Origin of the sequence: Serpentinicella sp. ANB-PHB4, from assembly GCF_031432315.1 — a bacterium.
Lineage (GTDB): Bacteria > Bacillota > Clostridia > Peptostreptococcales > Natronincolaceae > Serpentinicella.
In genome coordinates, this window is the sequence record NZ_JAVKGO010000007.1 from 65491 (window position 1) to 91702 (window position 26212).

At 34.6% G+C, this 26212-nt stretch carries 22 protein-coding genes and 1 other annotated feature (1 of these 23 cut by a window edge); of the genes, 19 read left to right on the forward strand and 3 right to left on the reverse strand.

The features are described 5' to 3' along the window. Positions 1-56 (forward strand) — a binding site (T-box leader) (it extends 150 nt beyond the left edge of the window). Positions 57-126: 70 nt separating this feature from the next. From serA to RH915_RS07385, 5 genes are all read left to right on the forward strand, one after another. Continuing rightward, positions 127-1707, forward strand: coding sequence for a phosphoglycerate dehydrogenase (serA, locus tag RH915_RS07365; protein ID WP_310478982.1), 1581 nt, complete (start codon positions 127-129; stop codon positions 1705-1707). A 21-nt stretch (positions 1708-1728) separates the two neighbouring features. Next, a complete protein-coding gene (locus tag RH915_RS07370; protein ID WP_310478984.1) occupies positions 1729-2811 on the forward strand; it encodes a tartrate dehydrogenase in 1083 nt (360 codons plus the stop codon). 576 nt (positions 2812-3387) lie between these two features. Then, a complete protein-coding gene (locus RH915_RS07375) occupies positions 3388-4461 on the forward strand; it encodes a pyridoxal-phosphate-dependent aminotransferase family protein (protein WP_310478985.1) in 1074 nt (357 codons plus the stop codon). Positions 4462-5211: 750 nt separating this feature from the next. After that, the gene (locus RH915_RS07380) at positions 5212-6459 is read left to right on the forward strand and encodes a DUF1015 domain-containing protein (protein ID WP_310478987.1); all 1248 of its coding nucleotides are present in this window, start codon (positions 5212-5214) and stop codon (positions 6457-6459) included. Positions 6460-6668: 209 nt separating this feature from the next. Continuing rightward, positions 6669-8057, forward strand: coding sequence for an MATE family efflux transporter (locus RH915_RS07385; RefSeq protein ID WP_310478988.1), 1389 nt, complete (start codon positions 6669-6671; stop codon positions 8055-8057). Positions 8058-8180: 123 nt separating this feature from the next. Here RH915_RS07385 and RH915_RS07390 read toward each other — a convergent pair whose 3' ends face one another. Then, positions 8181-9953 carry a M3 family oligoendopeptidase gene (locus RH915_RS07390; RefSeq protein ID WP_310478989.1) on the reverse strand — a complete coding sequence of 591 codons (1773 nt, stop codon included), beginning with the start codon at positions 9951-9953 and terminating at the stop codon, positions 8181-8183. Positions 9954-10126: 173 nt separating this feature from the next. On the opposite strand from RH915_RS07390, the gene RH915_RS07395 reads away from it, so the two are divergent. Then, complete coding sequence (locus RH915_RS07395) at positions 10127-10606, forward strand: hypothetical protein (protein WP_310478990.1); 480 nt, start codon at positions 10127-10129, stop codon at positions 10604-10606. A gap of 26 nt (positions 10607-10632) precedes the next feature. Here the strand turns inward: RH915_RS07395 and RH915_RS07400 are convergent, their stop codons facing one another. After that, positions 10633-10995 carry a DUF3221 domain-containing protein gene (locus tag RH915_RS07400; RefSeq protein ID WP_310478991.1) on the reverse strand — a complete coding sequence of 121 codons (363 nt, stop codon included), beginning with the start codon at positions 10993-10995 and terminating at the stop codon, positions 10633-10635. Positions 10996-11107: 112 nt separating this feature from the next. Here RH915_RS07400 and RH915_RS07405 point away from each other — a divergent pair, with 112 nt between their 5' ends. The 13 genes from RH915_RS07405 (at position 11108) to phaZ (ending at position 24714) form a co-directional block, all read left to right on the forward strand. Next, the gene (locus tag RH915_RS07405; RefSeq protein WP_310478992.1) at positions 11108-11854 is read left to right on the forward strand and encodes a hypothetical protein; all 747 of its coding nucleotides are present in this window, start codon (positions 11108-11110) and stop codon (positions 11852-11854) included. 204 nt (positions 11855-12058) lie between these two features. Then, positions 12059-12466 carry a C-GCAxxG-C-C family (seleno)protein gene (locus RH915_RS07410; protein WP_310478993.1) on the forward strand — a complete coding sequence of 136 codons (408 nt, stop codon included), beginning with the start codon at positions 12059-12061 and terminating at the stop codon, positions 12464-12466. A 179-nt stretch (positions 12467-12645) separates the two neighbouring features. Beyond that, positions 12646-13515 carry a pyridoxal 5'-phosphate synthase lyase subunit PdxS gene (pdxS, locus tag RH915_RS07415; RefSeq protein ID WP_310478994.1) on the forward strand — a complete coding sequence of 290 codons (870 nt, stop codon included), beginning with the start codon at positions 12646-12648 and terminating at the stop codon, positions 13513-13515. A gap of 2 nt (positions 13516-13517) precedes the next feature. Next, complete coding sequence (gene pdxT / locus RH915_RS07420) at positions 13518-14084, forward strand: pyridoxal 5'-phosphate synthase glutaminase subunit PdxT (RefSeq protein WP_310478995.1); 567 nt, start codon at positions 13518-13520, stop codon at positions 14082-14084. Positions 14085-14182: 98 nt separating this feature from the next. Next, positions 14183-14512 carry a tRNA-binding protein gene (locus tag RH915_RS07425; protein WP_310478996.1) on the forward strand — a complete coding sequence of 110 codons (330 nt, stop codon included), beginning with the start codon at positions 14183-14185 and terminating at the stop codon, positions 14510-14512. Positions 14513-14894: 382 nt separating this feature from the next. Beyond that, entirely contained in the window at positions 14895-16196 is a 1302-nt protein-coding gene (locus tag RH915_RS07430; protein WP_310478997.1) for a dihydroorotase, read from the forward strand. Further along, positions 16197-17111, forward strand: a complete 915-nt coding sequence (gene pyrF, locus RH915_RS07435; RefSeq protein WP_310478998.1) for an orotidine-5'-phosphate decarboxylase — start codon at positions 16197-16199, stop codon at positions 17109-17111. Positions 17112-17140: 29 nt separating this feature from the next. Beyond that, on the forward strand, positions 17141-18196 hold the full coding sequence (locus RH915_RS07440) for a carbamoyl phosphate synthase small subunit (RefSeq protein WP_310478999.1): 1056 nt from the start codon (positions 17141-17143) through the stop codon (positions 18194-18196). Between the two features lie 28 nt (positions 18197-18224). Next, a complete protein-coding gene (carB, locus tag RH915_RS07445) occupies positions 18225-21434 on the forward strand; it encodes a carbamoyl-phosphate synthase large subunit (protein ID WP_310479000.1) in 3210 nt (1069 codons plus the stop codon). Then, positions 21434-22204 carry a dihydroorotate dehydrogenase electron transfer subunit gene (locus RH915_RS07450; protein ID WP_310479001.1) on the forward strand — a complete coding sequence of 257 codons (771 nt, stop codon included), beginning with the start codon at positions 21434-21436 and terminating at the stop codon, positions 22202-22204. Before carB ends, RH915_RS07450 begins: the two co-directional genes overlap by 1 nt. Further along, positions 22197-23114, forward strand: a complete 918-nt coding sequence (locus RH915_RS07455) for a dihydroorotate dehydrogenase (protein WP_310479002.1) — start codon at positions 22197-22199, stop codon at positions 23112-23114. The genes RH915_RS07450 and RH915_RS07455 overlap by 8 nt, the downstream gene beginning before the upstream one ends. A 42-nt stretch (positions 23115-23156) precedes the next feature. Continuing rightward, positions 23157-23738: an orotate phosphoribosyltransferase gene (pyrE, locus tag RH915_RS07460; RefSeq protein ID WP_310479003.1), complete on the forward strand. Its 582-nt coding sequence runs from the start codon at positions 23157-23159 to the stop codon at positions 23736-23738. Between the two features lie 100 nt (positions 23739-23838). After that, entirely contained in the window at positions 23839-24714 is an 876-nt protein-coding gene (gene phaZ, locus RH915_RS07465) for an intracellular short-chain-length polyhydroxyalkanoate depolymerase (RefSeq protein WP_310479004.1), read from the forward strand. A 126-nt stretch (positions 24715-24840) separates the two neighbouring features. Here the strand turns inward: phaZ and RH915_RS07470 are convergent, their stop codons facing one another. Next, the gene (locus tag RH915_RS07470) at positions 24841-25920 is read right to left on the reverse strand and encodes an alpha/beta fold hydrolase (RefSeq protein WP_310479005.1); all 1080 of its coding nucleotides are present in this window, start codon (positions 25918-25920) and stop codon (positions 24841-24843) included. Positions 25921-26212 lie beyond the last annotated feature (292 nt).

Sequence of the window (26212 nt, forward strand, 5' to 3'; positions counted from 1 at the left end):
TTGGTAACAATAGCAAATCAGGGTGGCACCGCGTGAGCATATCTCTCGTCCTTGGCTTATTAGCTAGGACGGGAGTTTTTTATTTATTCGAAGCATTTATGATGCAAAAAAAGGGAGGACTAAAAAATGAAAATATTAGTAGCTGAAAAAATAGCACAAAAAGGGATCGATACATTGGTGGAAGCTGGTATGAACGTAGATGTTAAACTAAGCTTACCAAGAGAAGAATTACTAGATATTATAAAGAATTATGATGCTATTGTAGTGCGTAGTGTGACTAAAATAGACGAAGAGTTTTATGAGCATGCTACAAATCTAAAGGTAGTTGGTAGAGCAGGAAATGGTGTAGATAATATACAAATGGATGGGGCAACAAAAAGAGGTGTTATTGTTGTAAATACGCCTGATGCAAATACGGTATCTGCAGCAGAACATTCAATTGGTTTATTACTTGCTTCTGGAAGAAATATTCCACAAGCGAATGCTTTGCTTAAAAATAGAGAGTGGGATAGAAGTAAATTTACTGGGGTTGAGTTGTTAGGTAAGACTGTGGGAGTTGTAGGTTTAGGAAGAATTGGTTCATTAGTAGCAACTAGACTACAATCCTTTGGAATGAAAGTAATTGCATACGACCCGTATATTACGGATGAGCGTTTTAAAAGGTTTGGGGTAGAAAAAAGAGATACATTAGAGGAATTAGTGAAAGAATCAGACTTTATAACAGTGCACACACCTAAGACAGATGAGACTTTTGGAATGATTGGTGAAAAAGAATTTGAAATGGCGAAAAAAGGTGTTAGAGTAGTTAATTGTGCTAGAGGTGGAATCATTGATGAAGATGCTTTAGCAAAGGCTTTAGAAAAAGGCATAGTTGCAAGTGCGGGAATTGATGTTCTTGTTGGAGAACCAAATCCAGATTCTCCATTAGTTGATTTTGAAAATGTGATCTTAACACCACATTTAGGGGCAGATACTTATGAGGCACAAGATAATGTTGGGGTAACAGTAGCAAAGGAAGTTATGAACGCACTTAAAGGTGAAATGGTACCGAATGCTGTTAACCTACCTGCATTAAAACATCACGATTTAGAAAATATTAAACCATATTTGTTCCTAGGAGAAACCTTAGGTAAGTTCTACCACCAAGTACGCAAAGACTCTATTAATAAAGTTGAAATACACTACAGTGGAAATGTAACAAATTATGAAACTTCCGTTATTACATTATCTGTTCTTAAGGGATTATTTGAACCAATTTTAAGAGAGCAAGTTAATTATGTAAATGCTAGTGTTACAGCTCAAAATAGAGGAATTGAAGTCGTTGAATCTAAAGGGCAAGACGCAGGGAACCTATTGAATTTAATTAAAGTCGTTGTACATTCAAAAGAAAAAGTATTTACCATTTCTGGAACTGTGTCTGGTAAAGGACAAGAGAGAATTGTTGAAATAAATGATTACGAGTTAGACTTTACTCCAACACAATATATGATTGTTGTTAAAAATAATGATAGACCAGGAGTTATTGGTCAAGTAGGTACATTACTGGGTGTTCATAAAACGAATATTGCAACAATGCAGGTTAGTAGAAACTCTAAAGGTGGAAGGGCACTAATGTTACTAAGTGTTGATACTGATGTCACTAAAGAAGCACAGCAAGTTATTAACAATATAGACGGGGTAGAAAAAGTCGCTTTTGTTAAGATTTAATATAAAAAGGGAGGACATAGGATGAAGGAGTATAAAATTGCTGTCATACCAGGAGATGGTATTGGCACAGAGGTTATGGATGAGGGAATTAAAGTACTAAATACCTTTGCAGAATTAAAAGGAGATATAAAATTTACTTATGAGCATTTTCCTTGGGGATGTGAGTACTATCTTAAAACAGGCAAAATGATGGACGATGATGGTTTAGATAAATTAGAAAAGTTTGATTCTATATTACTTGGAGCAGTAGGTTATCCTACAGTTCCCGATCATATATCATTGCACGGGTTACTTTTAAAAATTCGTCAAGGGTTTAATCAATGTGTTAACTTACGACCTATTAAATTGCTACCTGGTGCACCATGTCCTTTGAAGGATAAAAAACCGGAGGATATTGATTTTATTGTGGTGAGAGAAAATGTAGAAGGAGAGTACTCTGGCGTAGGTGGAATTAGATTTCCAGATAGACCAGAGGAAATTGCAATTCAAACTTCTGTATTTACAAGAAAAAACACTGAAAAGATAATGAAATATGCCTTTGATCTTGCTCAAAAACGAAATAAAATGAATAAGGTATCTAGTGCAACAAAATCCAATGCCTTGAATTACAGTATGGTATTTTGGGATAAGTTATTTAATGAAATTGCTGATAATTATAAAGATATTGATACAGAAACAATTCATGTTGATGCAATTTCAATGTTCTTTATTCAAAAACCTCAGTACTATGATGTAGTTGTAGCTTCTAACTTATTTGGAGATATTATTACAGATTTAGGAGCGGCATTACAAGGTGGGTTAGGATTTGCAGCTAGTGGAAATCTAAACATTGATAAAGAATTTCCATCCATGTTCGAACCGGTTCATGGATCAGCACCTGATATAGTAGGAAAAGGCCTTGCTAATCCAATGGCTATGATATGGACTGCGAAAATGATGCTAGATCATATGTTAGAAGACCCACAAGCAGAGGAAATTGTAAATGCAATTACAGATGTTTTAGTAGAAGGAAAAACTTTAACAGGTGATTTAAAAGGATCTGCATCTACACAAGAGGTTGGAGACGCGATTTGTGAAAAATTAAAAGCTAGATTTAATAAATAGATACGATTAAAAACAAAATCCAGAAATCTCTTGAGATTTTTGGATTTTTGTATCTAATATCAATATAAAATCTCATTCTAAACCTCAGGTATGAATCACGGGTTATGGAGTTGTCATTCTGAACGAAGTGAAGAATCTCGGGTCTAGGCTAGAATGAAGCAATTTCTGTAGTTAAAACCGATATCCTTCCCAAAGCTTAGGATGACGTGAAATGGGTTTGTCATGCTGAATGAAAGTAACGCATCTGACGGTTTCATGGTTGTCATTCTGAACGAAGTGAAGAATCTCGGGTTTAAACTAGAATGAAGCAATTTCAAAAGTTAAAACCGAGATCCTTCGCCGGACTCAGGATGACAGCAAAACCGAGATCCTTCGCAAAGCTCAGGATGACAGCAAAACTGAGATCCTTCCCAAAGTTCAGAAGTGGAATTGCTCTGTCATGTTGAATGATAGTGACGCATCTGAGGGTTTCATGGTTGTCATTCTGAACGAAGTGAAGAATCTCGGGTTTTGAGATTATCATTATAAACGAAGTAAGAAGCTCGGGTTTGAATTTATAATTAAAGGGGGATTAAAATGCATAAAAAATTATTTATACCTGGACCTGTAGATGTTGCAGAAGATGTACTATCAAAAATGGCAACTCCTATGATTGGACATAGAACAAAGGATGCATCTAAATTACAAAGAAGTATTTCTGATAAATTAAGACAGTTAATGTACACAAAAAATGAGATTTTACTTTCAACTTCATCTGGAAGTGGATTGATGGAAGGGGCAATACGCTCCTGCACTAGAAAGAAAGCTGCAGTATTTTCTGTTGGTGCTTTTGGAAACAGATGGTATGATATGGCAGTTGCTAACAATGTATCCGCTGATTTGTTTAAGTCGGATATGGGTGAGCCAACTACACCAGAAATGGTAGATGAAGTTTTAGCAACAGGAAATTATGATTTAGTGACAATTACCCATAATGAAACTTCTACAGGTATCATGAACCCTGTAGGAGCCATTGCCGAAGTTATTAAGAAGTATCCTGATGTTGTTTTTTGTTTAGATGCAGTTAGTTCTTTAGCAGGTAGTAAAATTAATGTGGATGCTTTAGGTGTAGATATTTGTATTGCCTCAACGCAAAAAGCACTCGGCTTACCTCCAGGACTAGCAGTTTGTTCTATTTCAGAAAAAGCTATTGAGGCAGCAAAAAATGTAAAGCATAGAGGATTTTATTTAGACCTATTAGCGTTGTATAACTATATACAAAAAAAAGATTATCAGTATCCTTCAACACCATCTTTATCCCATATGTTTGCATTAGATTATCAGCTAGATAAAATTTTAGAAGAAGGACTGGATGAGCGATTTAATCGTCATATCCAAATGGCAGAGGTTGTAAGAGCATGGGCGAAGAAAAACTTCGATTTATTTTGTGATACGTCATATAGCTCAAACACACTAACGACAATTAAAAATACAAGAGGGATTAGTGTGGCTGATTTAAATAAAAAGTTAGCCGAAAAAGGCTATATGATTTCTAATGGATATGGTGATTTAAAGGAAAAGACTTTTAGAATTGCCCATATGGCAGATACAACCGTAGAACAAATAAAGGAATTATTAAATATAATTGATGAGATGTTAGAGCTTAAATAGTATCCTAAACATCAGGATGACGTAGTGGTTGATACGATGAACGCTAGTTAAGAATCTTGAGTTTTAAAGTTGTCATTCTGAACGTCAGTGAAGAATCTCGTGTTTGAACTAGAATGCAGCAATTTTAAAATTCAAAACCGAGATCCTTCGCAGGCTCAGGATGACGGCAAAATAGGTTTGTCATGCTGAATGGTAGTAACGCATCTGACGGTTTCATGGTTGTCATTCTGAACGAAGTGAAGAATCTCGAGTTTTAACTAGAATGAAGCAATTTTAAAAGTCAAGACCGAGATCCTTCCCAAAGCTCAGGATGACGTGAAATGGGTTTGTCATGCTGAATGATAGTAACGCATCTGACGGTTTCATGGTTGTCATTCTGAACGAAGTGAAGAATCTCGGGTTTTAACTAGAATGCAACACAATTTTAAAAGTCAAAACCGAGATCCTTCGCAGGCTCAGGATGACAGCGAAATAGGTTTGTCATTCCCTACTGTGCAAGCGACTGATACGAAAGTCCTCTTCGGTCATCTGCTTGCACGCTGTGTAAGCGACTGACACGAAACTACTCTTCGGTCATCTGCTTATGAACGATAGTGAAGGATCTTAAGTTTTAAAGTTGTCATTCTGAACGTCAGTGAAGAATCTCGGGTTTGAATTAATAAGATAAGAATCTGGGGTTTAAAGTAGAATGCAGCAAAATTAACAAAAACAATAGAGGGGTAGTTCTCTTAACAAAAGGAAGTGAGCCTAATGATTACAGTTAAACCTTTTAAAGCACTAAGACCTAAAAAAGAGCTGGTTGAGAAAGTAGTCAGCTTACCTTATGATGTTATGAATAAAGAAGAAGCGAAAAGAATGGCGGAGGGAAATCCATACAGCTTTTTACGTGTAACTCGTTCCGAAATAGATTTAGAAGGCATAGACAATGTATACAGTACTGAGGTTTATGAAAAGGCTAAGGAAAATTTAGAGAGGTTTGAAAAAGAAGATATACTAATACGGGATCCTCAACAAAACTTTTATATTTACAGGCAAGAAATGAATGGCAAAGTACAAACGGGCCTTGTAGCATGTACATCTATTGATGATTATTTAGAAGGAAAAATAAAGAAGCATGAGTACACAAGGGTAGAAAAAGAGATTGATCGCATTAATCATTTTGATTATTGTGATGCAAATACGGAGCCTATATTTTTAACTTATCGGTCTGATGCGGTAATAAAAAATGTGATAAACCAATGGGCTACAAACCATTTGCCTGAATATGATTTAGTAACCGATGATGGTATTAAACATATACTCTGGTGCTTAACAGATCAAAGTGTAATAGAGCAAATAAAAGAAAGATTTAAGAAGGTTTCTGCGCTGTATATATCAGATGGACATCATCGAACAGAATCAGCTGTTAAGGTTGGATTAAAACGACGGGAAGCAAATCCGGATTTTACTGGAGAAGAAGCATTTAATTACTTTATGTCGGTTATATTTCCAGATGAGGATCTATATATTATGGATTACAATAGAGCAGTGACTGATTTAAATGGCTTAACAGAAAAAGAATTAATAGAAGAAATAGAAAAGCAATTTTTGGTTGAAAAGTCAGAAGAGAAATTCACACCGACAAGTAGATACACCTATGGAATGTATTTAAACGAGCAGTGGTATAAGCTAACTGCAAAGGAAGATACATATAAAAACAAAGATGTAATCGCTAAGTTAGATGTATCAATTTTGCAAGATAACATATTAAGTCCAATTTTAGGGATTGAAGATCCCCGTACAGATAAACGAATCGATTTCATTGGTGGGATTAGAGGACTAGAGGAATTAGAAAAAAGAGTTCATACAGACATGACTGTAGCTTTTTCACTATATCCAACAACAATAGATGATTTATTAACTGTAGCAGATCAAGGTGAAGTGATGCCACCGAAGTCAACTTGGTTTGAACCAAAGCTTAGAAGTGGATTGTTTGTTCATACATTAGATACAGAGTAACCAATAAAAACTATGGCTAGTGCCGTGGTTTTTTATTGGTTTTTTATGAGTTTTTTAAAAAGTCACAATGTGATATTATATAATATAGCGATTAAATGAGGATATTTTGTTTGCGATAATGAATCGTTAAAAATTTTGCTAAAGCATATTCAAAATAAGTCTACAAACTAGAAGTAGGGAAGGTATATTTTTAGACAGAGGATGATTAGATGAGACAGCCAAATGAATTAGGTAAAGAAAATATAACCAAATTGCTAATTAAGTTTTCTATTCCCGCAATTGTGGGGATGTTAGTAAACGCTTTATATAATATAGTAGATAGAATTTTTGTAGGCAATCGTGTTGGTGCCTTAGGAATTGCAGGGATTACTGTGGCTTTTCCAATTTTACTTGTTTTATTAGCCTGTGCTTTATTAATAGGAGTGGGTTCAAGTTCATTAATATCGATAAAATTAGGGCAAGAAAAAGAAGAAGAAGCTGAATCTATATTAGGTAATGCAATTACTTTAATAACGGTTATATCTATAATAATTACAGTGGGATCTCTAATTTTTCTTGAACCCCTCTTAAGCATTTTTGGAGCAAGTGATGCAGTGATGCCTTATGCAAAAGAATATACTGGAATTGTACTGCTGGGTTCTTTTTTCTTTATTATTGGGATCGGTTTGAATCATCCAATTCGTGCAGAGGGTAGTCCAAGAATAGCGATGTGGACGATGATGATTGGTGCAATTACAAATATTGTGCTAGATTATTTATTTATCATTGTTTTTGATTGGGGAATTAGAGGTGCAGCTATAGCTACTGTTATAGCAAAAGGAATGTCAGCGGCATGGGTGCTACATTACTTTTTCAGTGGTAGAAGTATATTAAAGTTACGACTTAACAATTTAAAACTAAGACTTGATACAACGAGTAAAATATTACTGATGGGGTGGGCGCCATTTATTCTACAATTAGGAACAAGTGTATTTAACTTAATTATGAATAGAAGTCTAGTTGCTTATGGTGATGACATTGCACTCTCGGCTATGGGGATTGTTATGAGTATTATGAGTTTAATATTAATGCCCATATTTGGGGTAACTCAGGGGTTACAGCCTATTGTTGGATATAATTATGGGGCCCGAAGATATGACCGAGTGAAAGATGCACTAAAAAAGGGTCTGTTAGTTGCAACGATCTTTTCAACTTTAGGGTTTATTGGAATACAGTTATTTCCTAGACAACTAGTATACCTATTTAATAAGGACAATGAGGAGTTAATCACTTTTGGAGCAAGATCCTTAAGAATCTTCATGGGGTTATTACCCGTTGTTGGGTTCCAAGTAACCGGTGCTAATTTCTTTCAAGCTATTGGTAAACCAAAACAAGCGGCTTTTTTAAGTTTATCAAGACAGGTACTATTTTTAATTCCAGCAGTGCTAATATTACCACTATTCTTTGATCTTAATGGTGTTTTATTGGCTGGTCCAGTTGCAGACTTTATCGCATTTTCAATAACAAGCTTTTGGTTATATAAAGAATGGAAAAAGTTAAATCAATATGCAATGACCTTAGAGGATGGGAAAACTACAGAAATAGAACAGTTAGCATAATGAAATAAAAGAAAATTGGACCCGAGAGGGTCCTGTTTTAGTTGAATGCATAATGGTGTTATATTTCATTAAAATTAAATATTTTATTTATTTGGATTTGATAAATTGACAATTACACTATAGCTAATAAGCCGTACTTAATTCCATAAATTTGTGAATGTCTCGAACAACAAGGTCTAGAGAAGTTTTCCAAAAATGCTTAGAAGTAATATCAATATCTACCATTTGTGCAACTGCTTTAATGTCGTTTGTACCAGTAGCTGCAAGAAGCTGATCATATGCTTTAACAAAAGCATCTCCCTGTTCTAGGTACTTGGCATATACGCCTTTTGCGAAAAGCAAACCAAAAGCATAGGGGAAGTTATAAAAATTTAATCCTGCATAATAATAATGAGGTTTATTGATCCACATATAAGGGTGCAAGAAATTTTTGTCCAACCCATCACCATAGGCTTTTTCTTGGGATTTTAACATAATATCTTTTAATTCATTCACAGACAATGAATGGGCCTTACGTTTCTCAAAAAGTTCGCTTTCAAAAATAAAACGACTATAGATGTCTACAATCACCTGACCAGCATCTGATATAGAACTCTCCAATAAACTAAAGGCTTCTTGCTCTGTGGCGTCTTTTAAAGCAGCTTCTTTTATAATTGTCTCACAGAAGATTGAAGCTGTTTCTGCTACAGGCATTGGATAATGACTATTAATAATCGTATTATCTGAAAGACATAAACCATGATAGGCATGACCAAGCTCATGGGCTAAAGTTGTAACATCGCTAAAACTTCCAGTAAAGTTAGAAAGAATACGACTCTCTTTTATCGGATGTAAGTTTGAACAAAAAGCCCCTCCTCTTTTGCCATCACGAGGCTCGGCATCTATCCACTGCTTTTCAAAGGCATTCTCCGTAAAGTCAGCTAATCGGTCACTAAAAGATCTAAAATGTTTTACGATATAATCCTTTGCTTCTTCATATGTAAATTTCATATCCACTTCACCGAGAGGTGCAAAAATATCGTAAAAAGGTAGTCCATTTTTATGTCCAAGTAGCTCTCCTTTCTTTTTATAGTATTTTTGGAATTCAGGAAGTGTTTCTTCAATAGCCTCAAGCATTGCCCTAAGTGTTGATTCATTCATTCGTGAATCTATAATCGTTTCCTCTAAAGGAGACGGAAATCCTCTCATTTTTGTAACAGTGAGTACTTCGCCTTTAATTCCGTTCAGTGCACTGGCAGAGGACTCCTCAATTTTTTTATAGGATTTTAATTCAGCATCATAAGCCTTTTTTCTTGTGTCAGCATCTTTTTCATATGCCATATTACGTACAATAGGAAGAGGCAATTGTTCAACCTTACCTTCTTTATCAATTTCGACTAGTAGCGTGGATGATAGCTTTTCTTGTAGCTTTGACCAAGCACTAGATCCTGTATTAGACATTTTTGAAATAAGTATTTCTTGTTCTTCACTTAATAAGTACTGAGATTTTTGAACCATTTCTTGCAGAAAAAAAGCATGGGTCTTAGCTGTTTCAGATGAATCAATGAGTACATCGATGTTATTTAAAGAAGCTAACCATTTTTGAAAGATAACCATAGGCTTCGTCAGTTCTGTATATTTTTCATCTAACTGATCCATGATTTGAAGTGCTTCTTCATTTCTTACATCAACGCTAGAAGTAAGGCTAACGTAGGACATAACCTTGGTAAATCTCGTGCTAAAATCATTTAACATATTGATATAGGCTTCAATCTTTTCTACTGCATTATCTGTGGTTGATAAATTTGAACTGATCCACTGATTAATTTCGTCTAGTTGTTTGTAGACTAAATCTAAATCCTGTTTAAAAGCTTCTGAATCGAAAGATGTGTATAATGATTCTAATGACCATTTCATATTAAAATAAATCCCTCCTTCATGTTATTTTTACCCATTCATATTTAAGACTATCCTTAAATTTTATGTAAAAGTTATATATATAAAAAGAAATTTAAATACAGTGTACTATATATAGTATGATAATGGTATAATATTACAGTATTTATATTTATTTATAGGAGGTATTTAATTTGAAAAATAAAGTTAGATGGTTAGTAATTGTTATGTCAGTAATTATACTGAGTGGCTGCATGTCTTTAACAACTACTCAAAGAAAAGCTTACGATGATGATCAATATATTTTACAGGAAAAAGATAATTACACATTTACAAATAGAAGCTATCAAGATGAAGATGAAAACTATGCAATGACATTTGATACATTTTATGGTGTAGAAACTTTATGGGAAATGGATGCAGAAGCTGAAGGAAAATTGTTTCTTGAATATGAGTCTAACTTAAAAAAAGGTAGCTTCAGATGTGTTTTAGTTACACCGGAAAATGAAGTGATCACCTTATTTGATGGCACAGATAAAGGAAAATTAGAATTGGATGTAGTTGAAGGTAAGAGTTGGCTAAAAATTGTAGGTAAAGATGCAGGAGGGGCATTTGCAATTACCATTAATAAAGCTGAGAATATAAGGATAGAGACAGTTAAACAAATGAAATAGAATCAATATTTAACTGTCAATTTCAATTATTTTAAAATAATAATTTGTCTAGCAGTACCCTGCATTGGATAAGACTCAGCTAGCACTCCCGTGGACCAGACCTTAACTGTTTGGCCTACTTCTAAATAACTAGCATCCACTGATGCATTATTCTTCATAATAACTGTATCATCATTTACACTAAACTGGATGGCATTGTTGCCTTCATTAAACCAAGTTTCATAAGATACATTTACGTCGTCAATATCGGATACAACTAGGATAGTATTACTACCCTGTTCAAAAATCTTTCCTGTTATATCCGGATCTTCTGTAATAGGTTTTTGACAACCCATAAAGAAAAGTACGAAAAGACCCAAAATTAGAACAAGTAATCTTTTTTTCATCATGCTATCTACCTCCTTGTATTATAATTAGACGATGGGGGTAATAGAAAGTTCCACTTTAAAAGATCGTATAGCACACATCATTAATAAAAAAAAGGAGAAAAGGGGGATTAGAATGCCTTTTAATGTAGTAGATAATAAAGGAAACCACTTAGGTATAGTTGTAAAATCATATCCTAATGACTACAATTTGTTTTTAATTGCAGTTACGGATAAGACGATAGATGAGGTTGATATTGATTTAGACAGTTTAAAACAAAATGTAGCAACGACACTTGAGTGTAAAACCTTATTGGGAAAAGTTAATGAAGAAAAGTTAACAGATAAACTAAATATGGAGTTAAAAAATACATATAGTGATTTAGAGGTTAGAGACATAGATGTTTTAATGAAATATATATTTTTAAAACAGCCTTACACAAAAACAACAGATAACATCGAAAAAACATTAGGGGTATCGTTACAGGATTTAAATGAGAAAGGGTATTTATTACAAGATAGGAGTAAGATTAATTTAAAAGGAGATCGGATTGTAATCGAAGATGAAGTGGATTATATCAAAGATAGCATTATAGCAAATGAAAAACCAATATTTGCAAAAGTAGTAGACTACCCAATTCATCAGACTAGCGCCATGAGCTTAGGAGAAGGACTGATATTAGGTGCAAACTTATCAGATTTTGGCGGGCGAAACCATTCTCATAAAACAGTTATATCGATTTACTCTGGTAATTATAAAAAAGAAAACTATGAAATACCTGCACCTATAAATGTAAAAAAAGGTATGCCTGTGCAAATCTACTTAGAAAAAGATAAAATTAAATATTTTGTTTGTGATGAGGTTATTTATCAAACTAAATAATATTGTTGGTTATTTAATTTTTAATAAACAGAAAAGTTTGAAATTTTATGATAAAATATTAAACAATTACACGAAAGATAAAAGGGAATACAATTAAATAAATATTTTGTATAAAGAAGGCTTAGTTAATGAAAATATTAACATAAAGCCTTTTAAATTGAGTAATTTTCACTAACTTATTAGACACTAAAGGGGGATGACAAAATGCTATATGAATTACTAAAGCAAGGATATGGAGAAGATGAGGATTTTAATTGTGCAGAAAAAATTTTATATGGGGCAAATAAATCATATAACTTAGGACTTGAAAAGGAGGCTCTGAAGCTTTCAGCAGGTTTTGGGGGTGGAATGGGAATTCAAAGTGTTTGTGGTGCGTTAACCGCGTCGGTTATGGTATTAAGTCATTTAGTTGTTGATGATGTAGCCCATGAAAGTAAAAAAATCAAAGCTTTATCTCGGAACTTTTTAAAATCATATACGGAATTAATGGGGGAAATTGATTGTAGACCATTAAAGATCGCATATCGTAACCCAGAAATCAAATGTAATAAGGTTGTGTTTGAAGCAGCGAGGTTATTAGATCAAACGATCAATGAGGAAAAATTAATCTGAAAATTATATTTCACTATATATTATTAAGTGGTTTGATATTTTTGATTATTTGAATTAGTACGAATATTGACGAATACTGACATTAGTATTATAATAACCTTATTTACACTCTTTTTGTGTTACATATAAAATCAAATAAGGGTAAAATATAAAAAACAGCATTAAGGGAGGATACATTAATGGAAAGATACACAGTTAACAAAAACCTTGCACAAATGTTAAAGGGCGGGGTAATTATGGATGTCGTAAATCCAGAAGAAGCAATCATTGCAGAAAAGGCTGGAGCTTGTGCGGTTATGGCACTTGAAAGAGTACCATCTGATATAAGAAGAGATGGTGGGGTTGCTAGAATGTCAGACCCTAAAATGATTAAAGAAATACAAGCGGCGGTTTCTATACCTGTTATGGCAAAAGTTAGAATTGGTCATTTTGTAGAAGCGCAAATTCTTGAGGCAATTGGTGTTGACTATATAGATGAAAGTGAAGTATTAACACCAGCAGACGAAGATTTTCATATAAATAAAAGAGATTTTAAAGTGCCTTACGTATGTGGAGCAAGAAATCTTGGAGAGGCTTTAAGAAGAATTGGTGAAGGTGCAGCCATGATAAGAACAAAAGGTGAGGCTGGTACTGGTAACGTTGTTGAAGCAGTTAGACATATGAGACAGATTATGGAAGACATTAGATTTGTTAAAAATGCACCAAAAGATGAACTAATGACAATTGCAAGAGATATGGCAGCTCCTTTTGATTTAATTGAGTATGTTTGGAACGAAGGGAAGTTACCAGTTGTAAACTTTGCAGCAGGTGGGGTAGCAACACCAGCAGATGCGGCATTAATGATGCAATTAGGTGCAGAAGGTGTTTTTGTTGGTTCTGGTATATTTAAGTCCGGAGATCCAGAAAGAAGAGCGAAAGCGATTGTACAAGCAGTAACTTACTATAACGATCCAAAAGTTATCGCAGAAATTTCTGAAGACTTAGGAGAACCAATGAGTGGTTTGGAAATTAAAGAAGTAAATGAAAGGTATGCAGAGAGAGGCTGGTAAGCATGAAAATAGGTGTTCTATCAATACAAGGCGGCGTAATTGAACACATTAAGCATATTGAAGCAGTGGGCTGCGAAGCAGTTGAAGTGAAAAAAATTGAACAGATAAATGATATAGATGGACTTATTCTTCCAGGTGGGGAGAGTACCGCCATTGGAAAAATTCTTAGGGATAGGGATATGTTAGCACCTTTAAAAAATGCAATAGCATCAGGACTTCCTGTTTGGGGTACATGCGCAGGAATGATTTTATTAGCAAAAGAAGTAGAAGGTGAGAACATTGTTCATATCGGTTCTATGGACATTACTGTAAAACGGAATGCTTATGGAGCTCAGCTAAATAGTTTTATTACAAAAAAAGTAATAGAGGACGTTGATTCTAAAGAAATACCATTAGTATTTATTAGAGCACCTTATATTACGAAGACGGGTAACGACGTGAAGACACTTTTATCAATAGATGGTCAAGTTGTTGCGGCAAAGCAAAAAAATATGCTCGTAACTTCATTTCATCCTGAGTTAACAGATGATATAACTTTGCATAATTACTTTATAAACATGTGTAAATAGAATTAAAAAAATGCTAATATCATTCTGGATATTAGCATTTTTTAATTTAAACTTAGGAGATAATTATTTTATTAGATAAATTGAAAGGAGTTTGCTTTATGGCGACAATAGAAAATTTTAATGATTTAGATATTCGTGTGGGAGAAGTTATCCAAGCAGAGGACTTTCCGGAAGCGAGAAACCCTAGCTATAAGCTATATATTGATTTTGGCGGGTTCATAGGTATAAAAAAATCTAGTGCACAAATAACGGAGTTGTACAATAAAGAGCAGTTACTTGGAAGACAAGTATTAGCAGTGATAAATTTTCCGCCAAGACAGATTGCTAATTTTATTTCCGAGGTTCTAGTGTTAGGCGTATATACAAAAGATGGGGTTGCGTTAATTCAACCGGACCAAAAGGTTACGAAGGGTGATAAGTTAGGGTAAAGGTTTTCTCTATACAGATAAGAAAAGTGATGATATTAATCCTAGTTAGGCAAAGACAAAATGAGTATTAGTTAGAGAAAACAATTTAATAATAATGATTTGACAAAATAACAGAAAATGTGGTAAAATTATTCAAATGTAAATTAACCTTTAAATTGGTCCAGAGAGGCCAGGAAGGAAGTGAAGAGCATGAATAAGATGACTCCAATTTTTTGCTATGCACAAAACAACACAAAAACAGAATTTGGATACGGGCAAAGTGTTTTTAATAGACTTTACCCTTATTTTTTAGTTCTAAATATGAAGACAGTAAAAGGATGAATGAACGCATCTTTTTATTGTCTTTTTTATTTACAAGTATATCAATGAAGGAGGTACATTCATGAGAATATTAATTAAAAATGGAAGAATCATAGATCCGAGCAGTAAAACCGATGAAGTAAAAGATATTTTAGTAGAAAATGGGATAATTAAGCAGGTTCAAAAAGGAATTACAGCAGCAGTTGATGAGGAAATTGATGCTACAGACCATTGGGTTGTTCCTGGACTAATTGATGTACATGTACATTTAAGAGAACCGGGATTTGAGTATAAAGAAACAATTCAAACTGGTAGTTATAGCGCAGCGAAGGGTGGATTTACAACTATTTGTTGTATGCCGAATACAAATCCGCCAGTGGACAATGCAATGATCGTAAATCAAATAAATAACAAAGCGGAAAAAGAAGCAGTAGTTCATGTGTTGCCGGTTGGTGCAATTACAGAGGGGCAAAAAGGAGAAAAATTAGTAGATGTTGAAGCGATGGTAAAGGCAGGGATTTGTGCCTTAAGTGAAGATGGAAAAACCGTCATGAATACCGCTTTAATGAAAGAGGCATTAAGACAAGCATCTAAATATAATATCCCTGTATTGTCCCACTGTGAGGACCACTATCTCGTAGAAAATGGTGGTGCAATGAACCAGGGGGAAAGATCTAAAGAACTAAATATAAAAGGAATATCTGCAGACTCAGAAGAAGTAATTGTTTCTAGGGATATTATATTAGCTCAGGAAAGTAATACAAAACTAAATATATGTCATATCAGTACAAAGGGAAGCACCCAGCTTGTTAGAGAAGCAAAAGCAAGGGGGGAAAAAGTATGGGCAGAGGTTGCACCACATCATTTCACACTATCTGATGAAATTGTAGCGTCAGATAATACAAATACAAAAATGAATCCACCATTAAGAACAAAGGAAGATGTAGATCACATCATTAAGGGTTTAAAGGATGGTACGATTGACATTATTGCCACAGATCATGCCCCCCATAGTGCAGAAGATAAAGACGCACCTTATGAAAAAGCGCCCTTTGGAATTGTTGGCTTAGAAACATCTTTAGCCCTAGGCATTACAGAGCTTGTAAATAAGAAAGTATTAACGCCAATAGAACTGATAGCGAAAATGACAATAAATCCAGCAAAAATGATAGGGATTAATAAAGGCACATTAAGCGTAGGAGAGATGGCAGATATAACAGTGGTTGACCCTACATTGGCATATGAAATAGAAGTAAATGATTTTGTTTCTAAAAGTAAGAATTCTCCGTTCCAGGGTAAAAAAGTACAAGGTAAAGCCAGACATACCTTAGTAAATGGAGACTTTGTATTAAAAGATTATAAGCTTATAAAGGGGGATATTTAAGTGATAGATCGTTTAGTAAAGCAAATACAAGAAAAAAATAACCCGACAGTAGTAGGGTTAGATCCAAGGTTAAATTTTGTTCCTACTTTTATTAAAGAAGAAGCTTTTAATAAGTATGGGAAAACGCCAAAAGGAGCTGCTCAAGCTTTCTATGAATTTAATAAAGGAATTATCGATGCTGTATGCGACCTTGTCCCTGCTGTCAAGCCACAAGTAGCAATGTATGAACAGTTCGGTGCAGCAGGTGTTCAAGCATATATAGATACAATCCGGTATGCGAAAGAAAAAGAACTAGTGATCATTGGTGACATAAAAAGAAGCGATATTGCTTCTACAGCGGAAGCTTATTCCAATGGACACATCGGTGAAGTTAGTATAGAAGAAAAGCAACACATGGTGTTTGACCAAGATTCAATTACTTTAAACCCTTATTTAGGTTATGATTCTATTGAACCTTATATGGAAAATTGCAAAAAATTCGATAGAGGAATGTTTATATTAGTTAAAACATCCAACCCAAATAGCGGAGAGATTCAGGATATAGATTTAGGTGGACAAAAACTATATGAGAAAATAGGATCTTTAGTAAATAAGTGGGGGGAAGCGTTGATCGGAGATTGTGGTTATAGTTCAATTGGTGCGGTAGTAGGGGCTACCCATCCAGAACAAGCTGAAGTATTAAGAAAAATCATGCCAAATAACTATTTCCTTGTTCCTGGCTATGGTGCTCAAGGAGGAACGGCACAAGATTTGAAGGCATGTTTTAATAAAGATGGCTTAGGGGCAATAGTTAACTCATCTAGAGGAATTATCGCAGCTTATAAAAAGGATGAAAAGTATGCTGAGCAAAACTTTGCTGATGCTGCCCGAGACGCAGTAATAGAAATGCAAAAGGACTTATTAGGTGTTTTATAAAATAAAATGGATAAGTAGGGGTGAAAGTAATGAAAGCAGCATTAATATTAGAAGATGGCACTAGATTTTTAGGTGAAAGCTTTGGTTATTATGAAGAAATAGTTGGGGAAGTTGTGTTTAATACAAGTATGACTGGCTACCAAGAAGTATTTACTGACCCATCATACTACGGACAAATTGTAAATATGACATACCCAATGATCGGGAATTATGGGATTAATACAGAAGAAATGGAATCTACAAAACCACAACTGAATGCACTTATTGTAAGAGAAGCTGCAAAAAATCCAAGCAATTGGAGATGTGAAATGAACATAGAAGGCTACTTAAAACTTAATAAAGTGGTAGGTCTAGAAGGGATAGATACTCGGGCATTAACAAAACTGATTCGAAATGCAGGAACGATGAAAGGCATTATCACGACAGATGTTGAAATGTCTCAAGAAGTCCTTGAGAAAAAACTGAGTACGTTTAATAACAAGCCCGGGGTTATGGATGTTTCAACTAATAAAACTGTGGAAATTGAAGGTGAAGGGCCTCATGTAGCAATTATAGATTTAGGATTAAATAAAAATTTATTAAAGTCTTTTACAAAGGAAAACTGTAGAGTAACAATTTTTTCAGCAGATACTACCGCAGAGGATATATTAAATGTAAATCCAGATGGTATCTTTTTATCAAATGGACCTGGAAATCCAAAGGATATACCAGAAGTCTTAGAAAATATCAAAAGGTTAATCGGGGTTAAACCGATGATGGGTGTTTGTTTAGGATATCAGTTGCTAGCACTAGCTTTAGGTGGGAATACATTGAAAATGAAGTACGGCCATCGTGGAGGAAATCATCCAGTGAAAGATTTAAGTACGAATAAAGTATATATTACTTCTCAAAACCATGGATACGTTGTAGAAGAAAGTAGCCTTCCAGAAGAGGTGAAAGTAAGCCATAGGAATATGAATGATGGTACAATGGAAGGTTTAGTCTATGAAAAACAACAGATTTTAGGTGTTCAATTTCGTCCAGAGTTAAGTTCAGGATCACATAGTACCGCCTATATTTTAGATAAATTTATAGATAAACTGTAGAAATAGCACAAAGAGGGGAGAAAGATATATGCCAAAGGATCATCGAATAAAAAAAGTACTTGTTATAGGATCAGGACCAATTATAATAGGCCAAGCTGCAGAATTTGACTACGCAGGAACGCAAGCTTGTCAGTCCTTTAAGGAAGAAGGCGTTGAAGTTGTACTCATTAATAGTAATCCAGCTACAATAATGACTGATCGGGAAATTGCAGATAAGATATATATAGAACCTCTAACTTTAGAATTCGTAGAAAAAGTAATTGCAAAAGAAAGACCAGACAGCATAATTGCAGGTATGGGTGGTCAAACAGGATTAAACCTAGTTGTTGACCTTGAAGATAAAGGTATACTAGAACAGTACAATGTAAGCGTAATAGGTACGTCAGTAAATGGCATAAAACAAGGTGAAGATCGAGATTTATTTAAGCAAATGATGGGACAAATCAATCAGCCGGTGATTGAAAGTGCAATCGTTACAAATTTGGAAGCAGGTATTGATTTTGCGGAAAAAATAGGATATCCCTTAGTTGTTCGTCCAGCCTATACCCTTGGGGGATCAGGCGGGGGTATCGTTGATAACGAAGAGGCATTAAAGGAAATTTTAACCCAAGGACTACAATTAAGTAGAGTTGGGCAGGTCATTTTAGAAAGAAGTATAAAGGGCTGGAAAGAAATCGAGTATGAAGTAATTAGAGATAGTCATGGAAATTGTATCACAGTATGTAATATGGAGAATGTAGACCCTGTAGGGGTGCATACTGGGGATAGTATTGTAGTTGCGCCAGTACAAACCATATCTGATAGAGAGAACCAACTTCTAAGAACAGCAGCTATTGATATCATCAATGCAATAGAAATAGAGGGGGGCTGTAATGTTCAGTTTGCTTTAAACCCTGAAAGTTATGAGTATGTAATCATTGAAATAAACCCCCGCTTAAGTCGTTCTTCGGCACTTGCCTCGAAAGCAACAGGGTACCCTATTGCACGAGTTGCGGCTAAAATTGCACTAGGGTATACATTAGATGAAATTAAAAATGCAGTTACCGGGAAAACTTTTGCATGTTTTGAGCCAACAATTGACTATATTGTAGCAAAAATACCAAAATGGCCCTTTGACAAATTCCGTGAAGCAAATCGGTCTTTAGGAACAAAAATGATGGCCACTGGAGAAGTGATGTCCATTGGAAATAACTTTGAGTCTGCTCTATTAAAAGGGATTCGTTCTTTGGAAATTGGACAGTACTCTATGCAATTGGAATCTTCCAGAAAACTATCCCTTGAAGAATTAAAAAGAAAAGTACAAGTACCAGATGATGAAAGAATATTCCACGTAGCTGAGTTGCTGCGAAGGAATTATAGAACGGATAAAGTGAACCAGATTACTGGAATAGACATGTTCTTTTTAGAAAAAATTAAAAATATTGTATTACATGAAGAACAACTCAAAGAAGCAAGTGTAGAAAAGCTGACGCCTGAATGGCTTAGAGAATTAAAAATTAGAGGTTTCTCAGATAAAGGAATTGCAGATTTTATAAATTGCAGTCCAGAAAAAATTTATGAGAAAAGACAACAACTAAACATAAAAGCAGTGTATAAAATGGTAGATACTTGTGCCGGTGAATTTGATGCGATATCCCCATATTATTATTCAACCTATGACCAGATAGATGAAGTAGAAGTGAGTGAAAAGAAAAAAGTAATGGTATTAGGGTCAGGTCCAATCAGAATCGGACAAGGGATTGAATTTGATTATTGTTCTGTACACTGTGTACTAGCGCTAAAACAGGTAGGAATAGAAACAATTATTGTAAACAATAATCCGGAAACCGTAAGTACAGATTTTAATATTTCGGACAAATTATATTTTGAGCCATTAACTGAAGAAGATGTACTAAATATACTTGAAAAAGAGAGACCAGACGGGGTAATTCTGCAGTTTGGTGGACAAACAGCAATAAAATTAGCTAAATTTCTAAGACAGATGAATATTCCAATACTTGGAACAAAACCAGAACAAATAGATGCTGCGGAAGATAGAGAAAAATTTGATGAGATTATGGAAGCACTGAATATACCACGTCCAAAAGGTAAGGCGGTATGGTCAGTAGAAGAAGGAATGAAAGAAGCGGATAAACTAGGGTATCCGGTTTTAGTAAGACCATCCTATGTTTTAGGTGGACAGGGAATGGAAATCACTTATGAAGAAAAAGAATTACACAGATATTTAAAAGATGCATTTAATAGAGATAAGCATAATCCAGTATTAATTGATCGCTATTTATTAGGAAAAGAGATCGAGGTAGATGCAATATGTGATGGAGAAGATGTTTTTATACCGGGAATTATGGAACATTTAGAAAGAGCAGGAGTACACTCGGGTGACAGTATTTCCATATATCCAAGCAAACAGATTTCATCTAAAGTAAAAACAAAAATTTTAGACTATACACAAAAGATTGCAGTGGCCCTAAAAGTAAGTGGTATGATTAATATACAATTTATTGAGTTTGAAGATGAACTTTATGTTATAGAGGTGAATCCACGATCTTCTCGAACAGTACCATTTATTAGTAAAGTAACAGGGGTACCGATGATTTTATTAGCAACTAAGGTAATGTTAGGAGAGAAGCTTAAAAATATTGGATATGGAACAGGGATATTTAAAGAACCTGAACTTATATCAGTAAAAGTTCCAGTTTTCTCTACGCAAAAACTTCCAAAAGTAGAGGTTAGCTTAGGACCAGAAATGCGTTCTACAGGAGAAGTGCTTGGAGTTGCTAAAACATTAGAAGAAGCAATGTATAAAGGCTTTTTAGCAGCTGATATGGATATACCGAAAAAGAACGGAAACATATTAGTAACACTAAAAGACTTCGATAAAAAAGGCTTTTTACCAATAGCAAAACAGATGATAGATAATGGCTATAATTTAATGGCTACCATGGGAACTGCAGCGTTCTTAGAACAAAATGATATTCCTGTAACGAAAGTCAAAAAAATAAGCGAAGGAGTACCAAATATTCTAGATGTTATTAGAAGTGGCATGATCGATCTTGTAATTAATACCCCAACAAAAGGGAGAGATGAGAAAAAGGATGGATTTAGAATAAGAAGAGCAGCTATTGAATCCTCTGTTAATGTTTTGACTTCGTTAGATACAGTACAAGCAATGATGGATATTGTTGAATCTAAAGTAATAGACTACAATTTAGATGTAATTGACTTGGGGGTGAAGTAATGAATAGATGGAAAAATGTAAAGATATTAAGCAACAAAGAGATTGTTCCAGGAATGTATGAATTAGATATTCTAGCACCAAAAATGGCACAAATATCTGAACCTGGCCAGTTTATGAATTTATACTGTAAATCAGAATCACGACTTTTACCCCGTCCAATTAGTATATGTGAAATTAATAAAGAAGCCGAAACCCTAAAATTAATATATGCTGTTGTAGGAAAAGGAACAGAAGAAATTTCGCAGATGAGAGAAGGGGAAACCATTAAGGTTATGGGACCTTTTGGTAATGGCTTTAAAGTAGGAAAAGAACAAGATCATATTATCATCGGTGGCGGCGTAGGAACGCCACCTCTATTAGAGCTTGTTAAGCATTTAAAAGGTAAAAAACGTGTATACCTAGGGTTTAGAACAAATCCTATACTTGTAGAAGCCTTTGAAAAACATGGCGCAGAGGTACACGTAGCAACAGAAGATGGTAGTTTTGGCACAAAAGGTAATGTAATGGATATATTAACAAAAACTGAGCCACAAGGGGACATTGTATACAGCTGTGGTCCAAAACCAATGCTTAAAGCGGTATATAACTGGGCTAAGGAGAAGAATATACCTTCTCAGTTATCCTTTGAAGAAAGAATGGCCTGTGGTATAGGTGCATGTTTAGTTTGTACTTGTAAGATACAAAGAGAACAAGAGGTTGATTGGGAAAATCGCCGTGTGTGTAAAGACGGACCTGTATTTAATGGAGATGAGGTGATCTGGGATGACTAGTTTAAATACCAAAATAAATATTGCCGGTGTAGAAATGAAAAATCCAGTTATGACGGCTTCAGGAACTTTTGGATCTGGTAAAGAGTATAGTGAGTTTGTAGATTTAAATCAATTAGGTGCAGTGGTAGTAAAAGGGGTGGCTAATGTACCCTGGAAGGGAAATGCAAGTCCAAGAACTGCTGAAACATATGGTGGCATGTTAAATAGTGTTGGACTACAGAATCCTGGTGTAGATGTATTTATAAAAGAAGACATTCCTTTTCTTAGAAAATTTGATACAAAGATCATCGTAAACATCGCGGGACGAAGCGTGGAGGATTACTGTGAAGTTGTAGAAACCTTAGGAGATGCAGATATAGATATGATTGAACTTAATATATCTTGTCCTAATGTAAAGGAAGGTTGTGTATCCTTCGGTACGAATGCAAAAACCGTTGAACAAGTAACGAAAGAGGTAAAAAAATATGCAAAACAGCCTTTGATTGTAAAATTGAGTCCGAATGTTGCAGATATTGCCGAGATTGCTAGGGGTGCAGAAGCTGGTGGGGCGGATGCGATATCCTTAATAAATACTTTATTAGGGATGGTAATTGATATTCATAAGCGACAACCCGTATTAGCAAATATTATGGGAGGATTTTCAGGACCTGCTATAAAGCCCGTTGCAGTTCGCATGGTGTATCAAGTAGCTCAAGCAGTTTCTGTACCTATAATCGGTATGGGAGGTATCGCTACTGGGGAAGATGCGATTGAATTTATGTTAGCTGGGGCAACTGGAGTTGCAGTTGGTACTGCAAACTTCTATAACCCTCGGGCTACAATGGATGTAAAAGAAGGTATTGAAGCATATATGAAGAAGTACAATGTTAAGGATATTAATCATATTGTTGGAGAATTATCATATATATAATTTGTTGAAAGACTAAATTAAAATGATGGGGAGCGGATTTGAATGTTAACAAAAGAAAGAGTTATTGAAATACTAGAGAAAGCCGATGTACTATTAAAAGGACACTTTTTACTAACCTCAGGGAGACATAGTAACCAGTATATGCAATGTGCACAATTACTACAGTACCCGGAATATGCAGAGGAAATATCAAAAGGGCTTGCAGATAACTTTAGAGAGGATAATATTGACGTAGTGATCGGACCTGCAATGGGTGGAATTATTATATCTTATGAAATAGCAAGACAGTTAAAAGTAAAAAACTTATTTGCAGAAAGAGAAAATGGGAAAATGGTGCTTAGAAGAGGATTCTCTATACCTAAAGGAGCTCGAGTGCTGATAGCAGAAGACGTTATTACTACAGGAGGTTCAGTTAGAGAAGTTATGGATATTGTAAAAGAGCAAGGTGCTGAAGTAGCGGGAGTTGCGGTTCTAGTAGATCGAAGTAATGGAACAATTGATTTTGGTACAAAACTTGCAGCAGCTTTAACAACAGAAGTGATATCTTATGACCCAGCAGAATGTCCGATTTGTAAAGAAGGTAAATTACCTGCAATAAAGCCAGGAAGCAGAAAAACTATATAAAAATATAATGATATAAAGTATACATTTCAATTTACAGTAGTCCCTATGATCAGGAGAATTGTATAAACCTATTAGCAAAAGGTTTAATTGGGGGAGTTATATGAGCAATCAAATTGTACTTAAATCAGTGGATCTTAAAAATGGAGAAACATTAAGCTATCGCGAAGCAATGCATCATGAGTATGTAATAGTATTAGTACATGGAAACTTAAGCTCATCAAAAAATTGGGATATTCTAATGGAAAGTTTAGATTCTCGTTTTAAGGTTTATGCTGTAGATCTAAGGGGATTTGGTGAATCTACCTATAACAAACCAATTACCAATATGAAAGATTTTTCTGACGATCTAAAGCTTTTTGTTGATAAATTAAAACTTAAAAAGTTTACTTTAGTTGGTTGGTCAGCAGGTGGTGCAGTAACAATGCAATTTGCAGCAAATTATCCGAAATATGTGGAAAAGCTTATTTTAATTGAATCTGCAAGTACAAGAGGGTATAATAATACTTTTTTTGGAATTGGAGATGTAGGTAGTTGTATTTCTATTAAAGATGGAATTATACCATTTTTTAAGAATTTAATGCAAAGTAACAGTAATAGATGGTTATTGAGGAAATTATCAGATATAGCTATGTACTTGCATAAGAAACCACCTGAAGATAAATATGAAGCCTATATTGATGAAATGACGAAGCAAAGAAATCTAATAGATATCAACTATGCATTGACTTTATTTAATATATCTAACGAACATAATGGAACTGTTAAAGGCACTGGAGAAGTAGATCATATAAAAGCCCCCACCTTAGTAATACAAGGGGACAGAGATTTGGTTGTTACAATGGATATGGCTAAAACAATTGTCCAAGATATAGGAGAAAATGCACAATTGATTGTACTAGAAAAATGCGGTCATTCCCCATTGGTAGATAGACCGGAGGATGTACAAGAGTTAATTACAAGATTTGTTGTTCAGTAAAATTAAAACACACCTTCTTTTTAGAAGGTGTGTTTTGGCTTTGTTTCCTGTGAACTCAACAGCACGAAGTAAGTTGGATTATCAAATTGTACTAGTATTTAATAATAGATGAAAAGGATTTACTTTCTATAAATGAATATACTTTTTAATTTCCTCCCCGATAGATTTAGCTTCTTGAACACAGCCCAAGTGTCCCCACATAGAATCTAACTCAACAGCCTTTGCTTGGCCTTCTTGTTTTTGATTGAGGATATTGGCAACTTCCTGTGCCCATTTAGGGGAGAACTCAGAATCGGTATTAATATTTATTAGTAGGGTAGGACATTGGATCCTTTGTACACCAGCTTCATAGCTATCTGCATCGCGACCAAGATCATAGGTATTAATTGCGCTCAATATTGAAATAAAGCAATTTGGATCTCTTCTTTGAATTTGTTTTTCCATTTGATCTGTTAGATAATTTAAGCAGTTTTCACTTCTAGTGAATTGGGAGCTACTACTTTCAGGGACATTATCCCAGTAGGTATGTTGTAGCAGTCTCTCGTGTGTGTAATATATCCGAGAAATTTGATGGATCAATCTTAAAGCCGGTAAAGGTTTATCAAGAGAATACCAACCTTCATTGAATGCTGAATCCATTTTGATTGTATTCATCATAAAATGGTGGATGGCCATCCCAGAAGGCGTCATACGTCCTGCTGTTGCAACAGCAACAACATTTTCAACAAAGGTTGGGTAAAGGGCTGCCATTTGTAAACTTATTAAGGATCCCATTGAAGGACCGGCTATTAATTTCAACTTCTTAATGCCAAGCTCATCTAGAAAAGCTTTATTAAATCGAGTGATATCGATTAATGTTATAAATGGAAAGTCAGGCCCATAATGAGTGCCTGTTTTAGGATTTAAACTTAAGGGTGAACTGGTACCAAACATACTCCCTAATGCATTGGCACTAATAACTCGATACTTTCTTGTATCAATGGCTTTGTCATCACCAATGATATCATCCCACCAACCAGGAACTGCATCTTGATTAGTATATTTTCCCGCTGCATGTTGACTACTAAGTCCACCATGGCAAACCATTATAACATCACCTTCTGGATTGCCGTACGCTTCGTATGTAACAACAGGGTTTTCTATTTTCTCTCCGTGTTCTGTTATAAAGGGTTTTGGTAAGGTTAAAGATTTCTTTTGAACAATCATATAATACCTCCTTAAGAAAAAAGTAAAAAGTGTATTTATTTGTTTGATTGACATAGTTTAATAGAATTATATGAATAATTTATTCAGTCCAATAAATAAAAAAACATACCTTCTTGCTTTTATAAAATTTATTTATGGAATTCTTCACACTTTTTAATTTTACATTAGTATATAAAAATACACAAAGGGATTTCGTTTAAAAAATATAGAAAATGTAGTATTATAAGTAGTATAAAAAAATGGTTGAGTTAGAAATATATTTAGGTAATTCATTAATAAGAAAGTTTTCAGC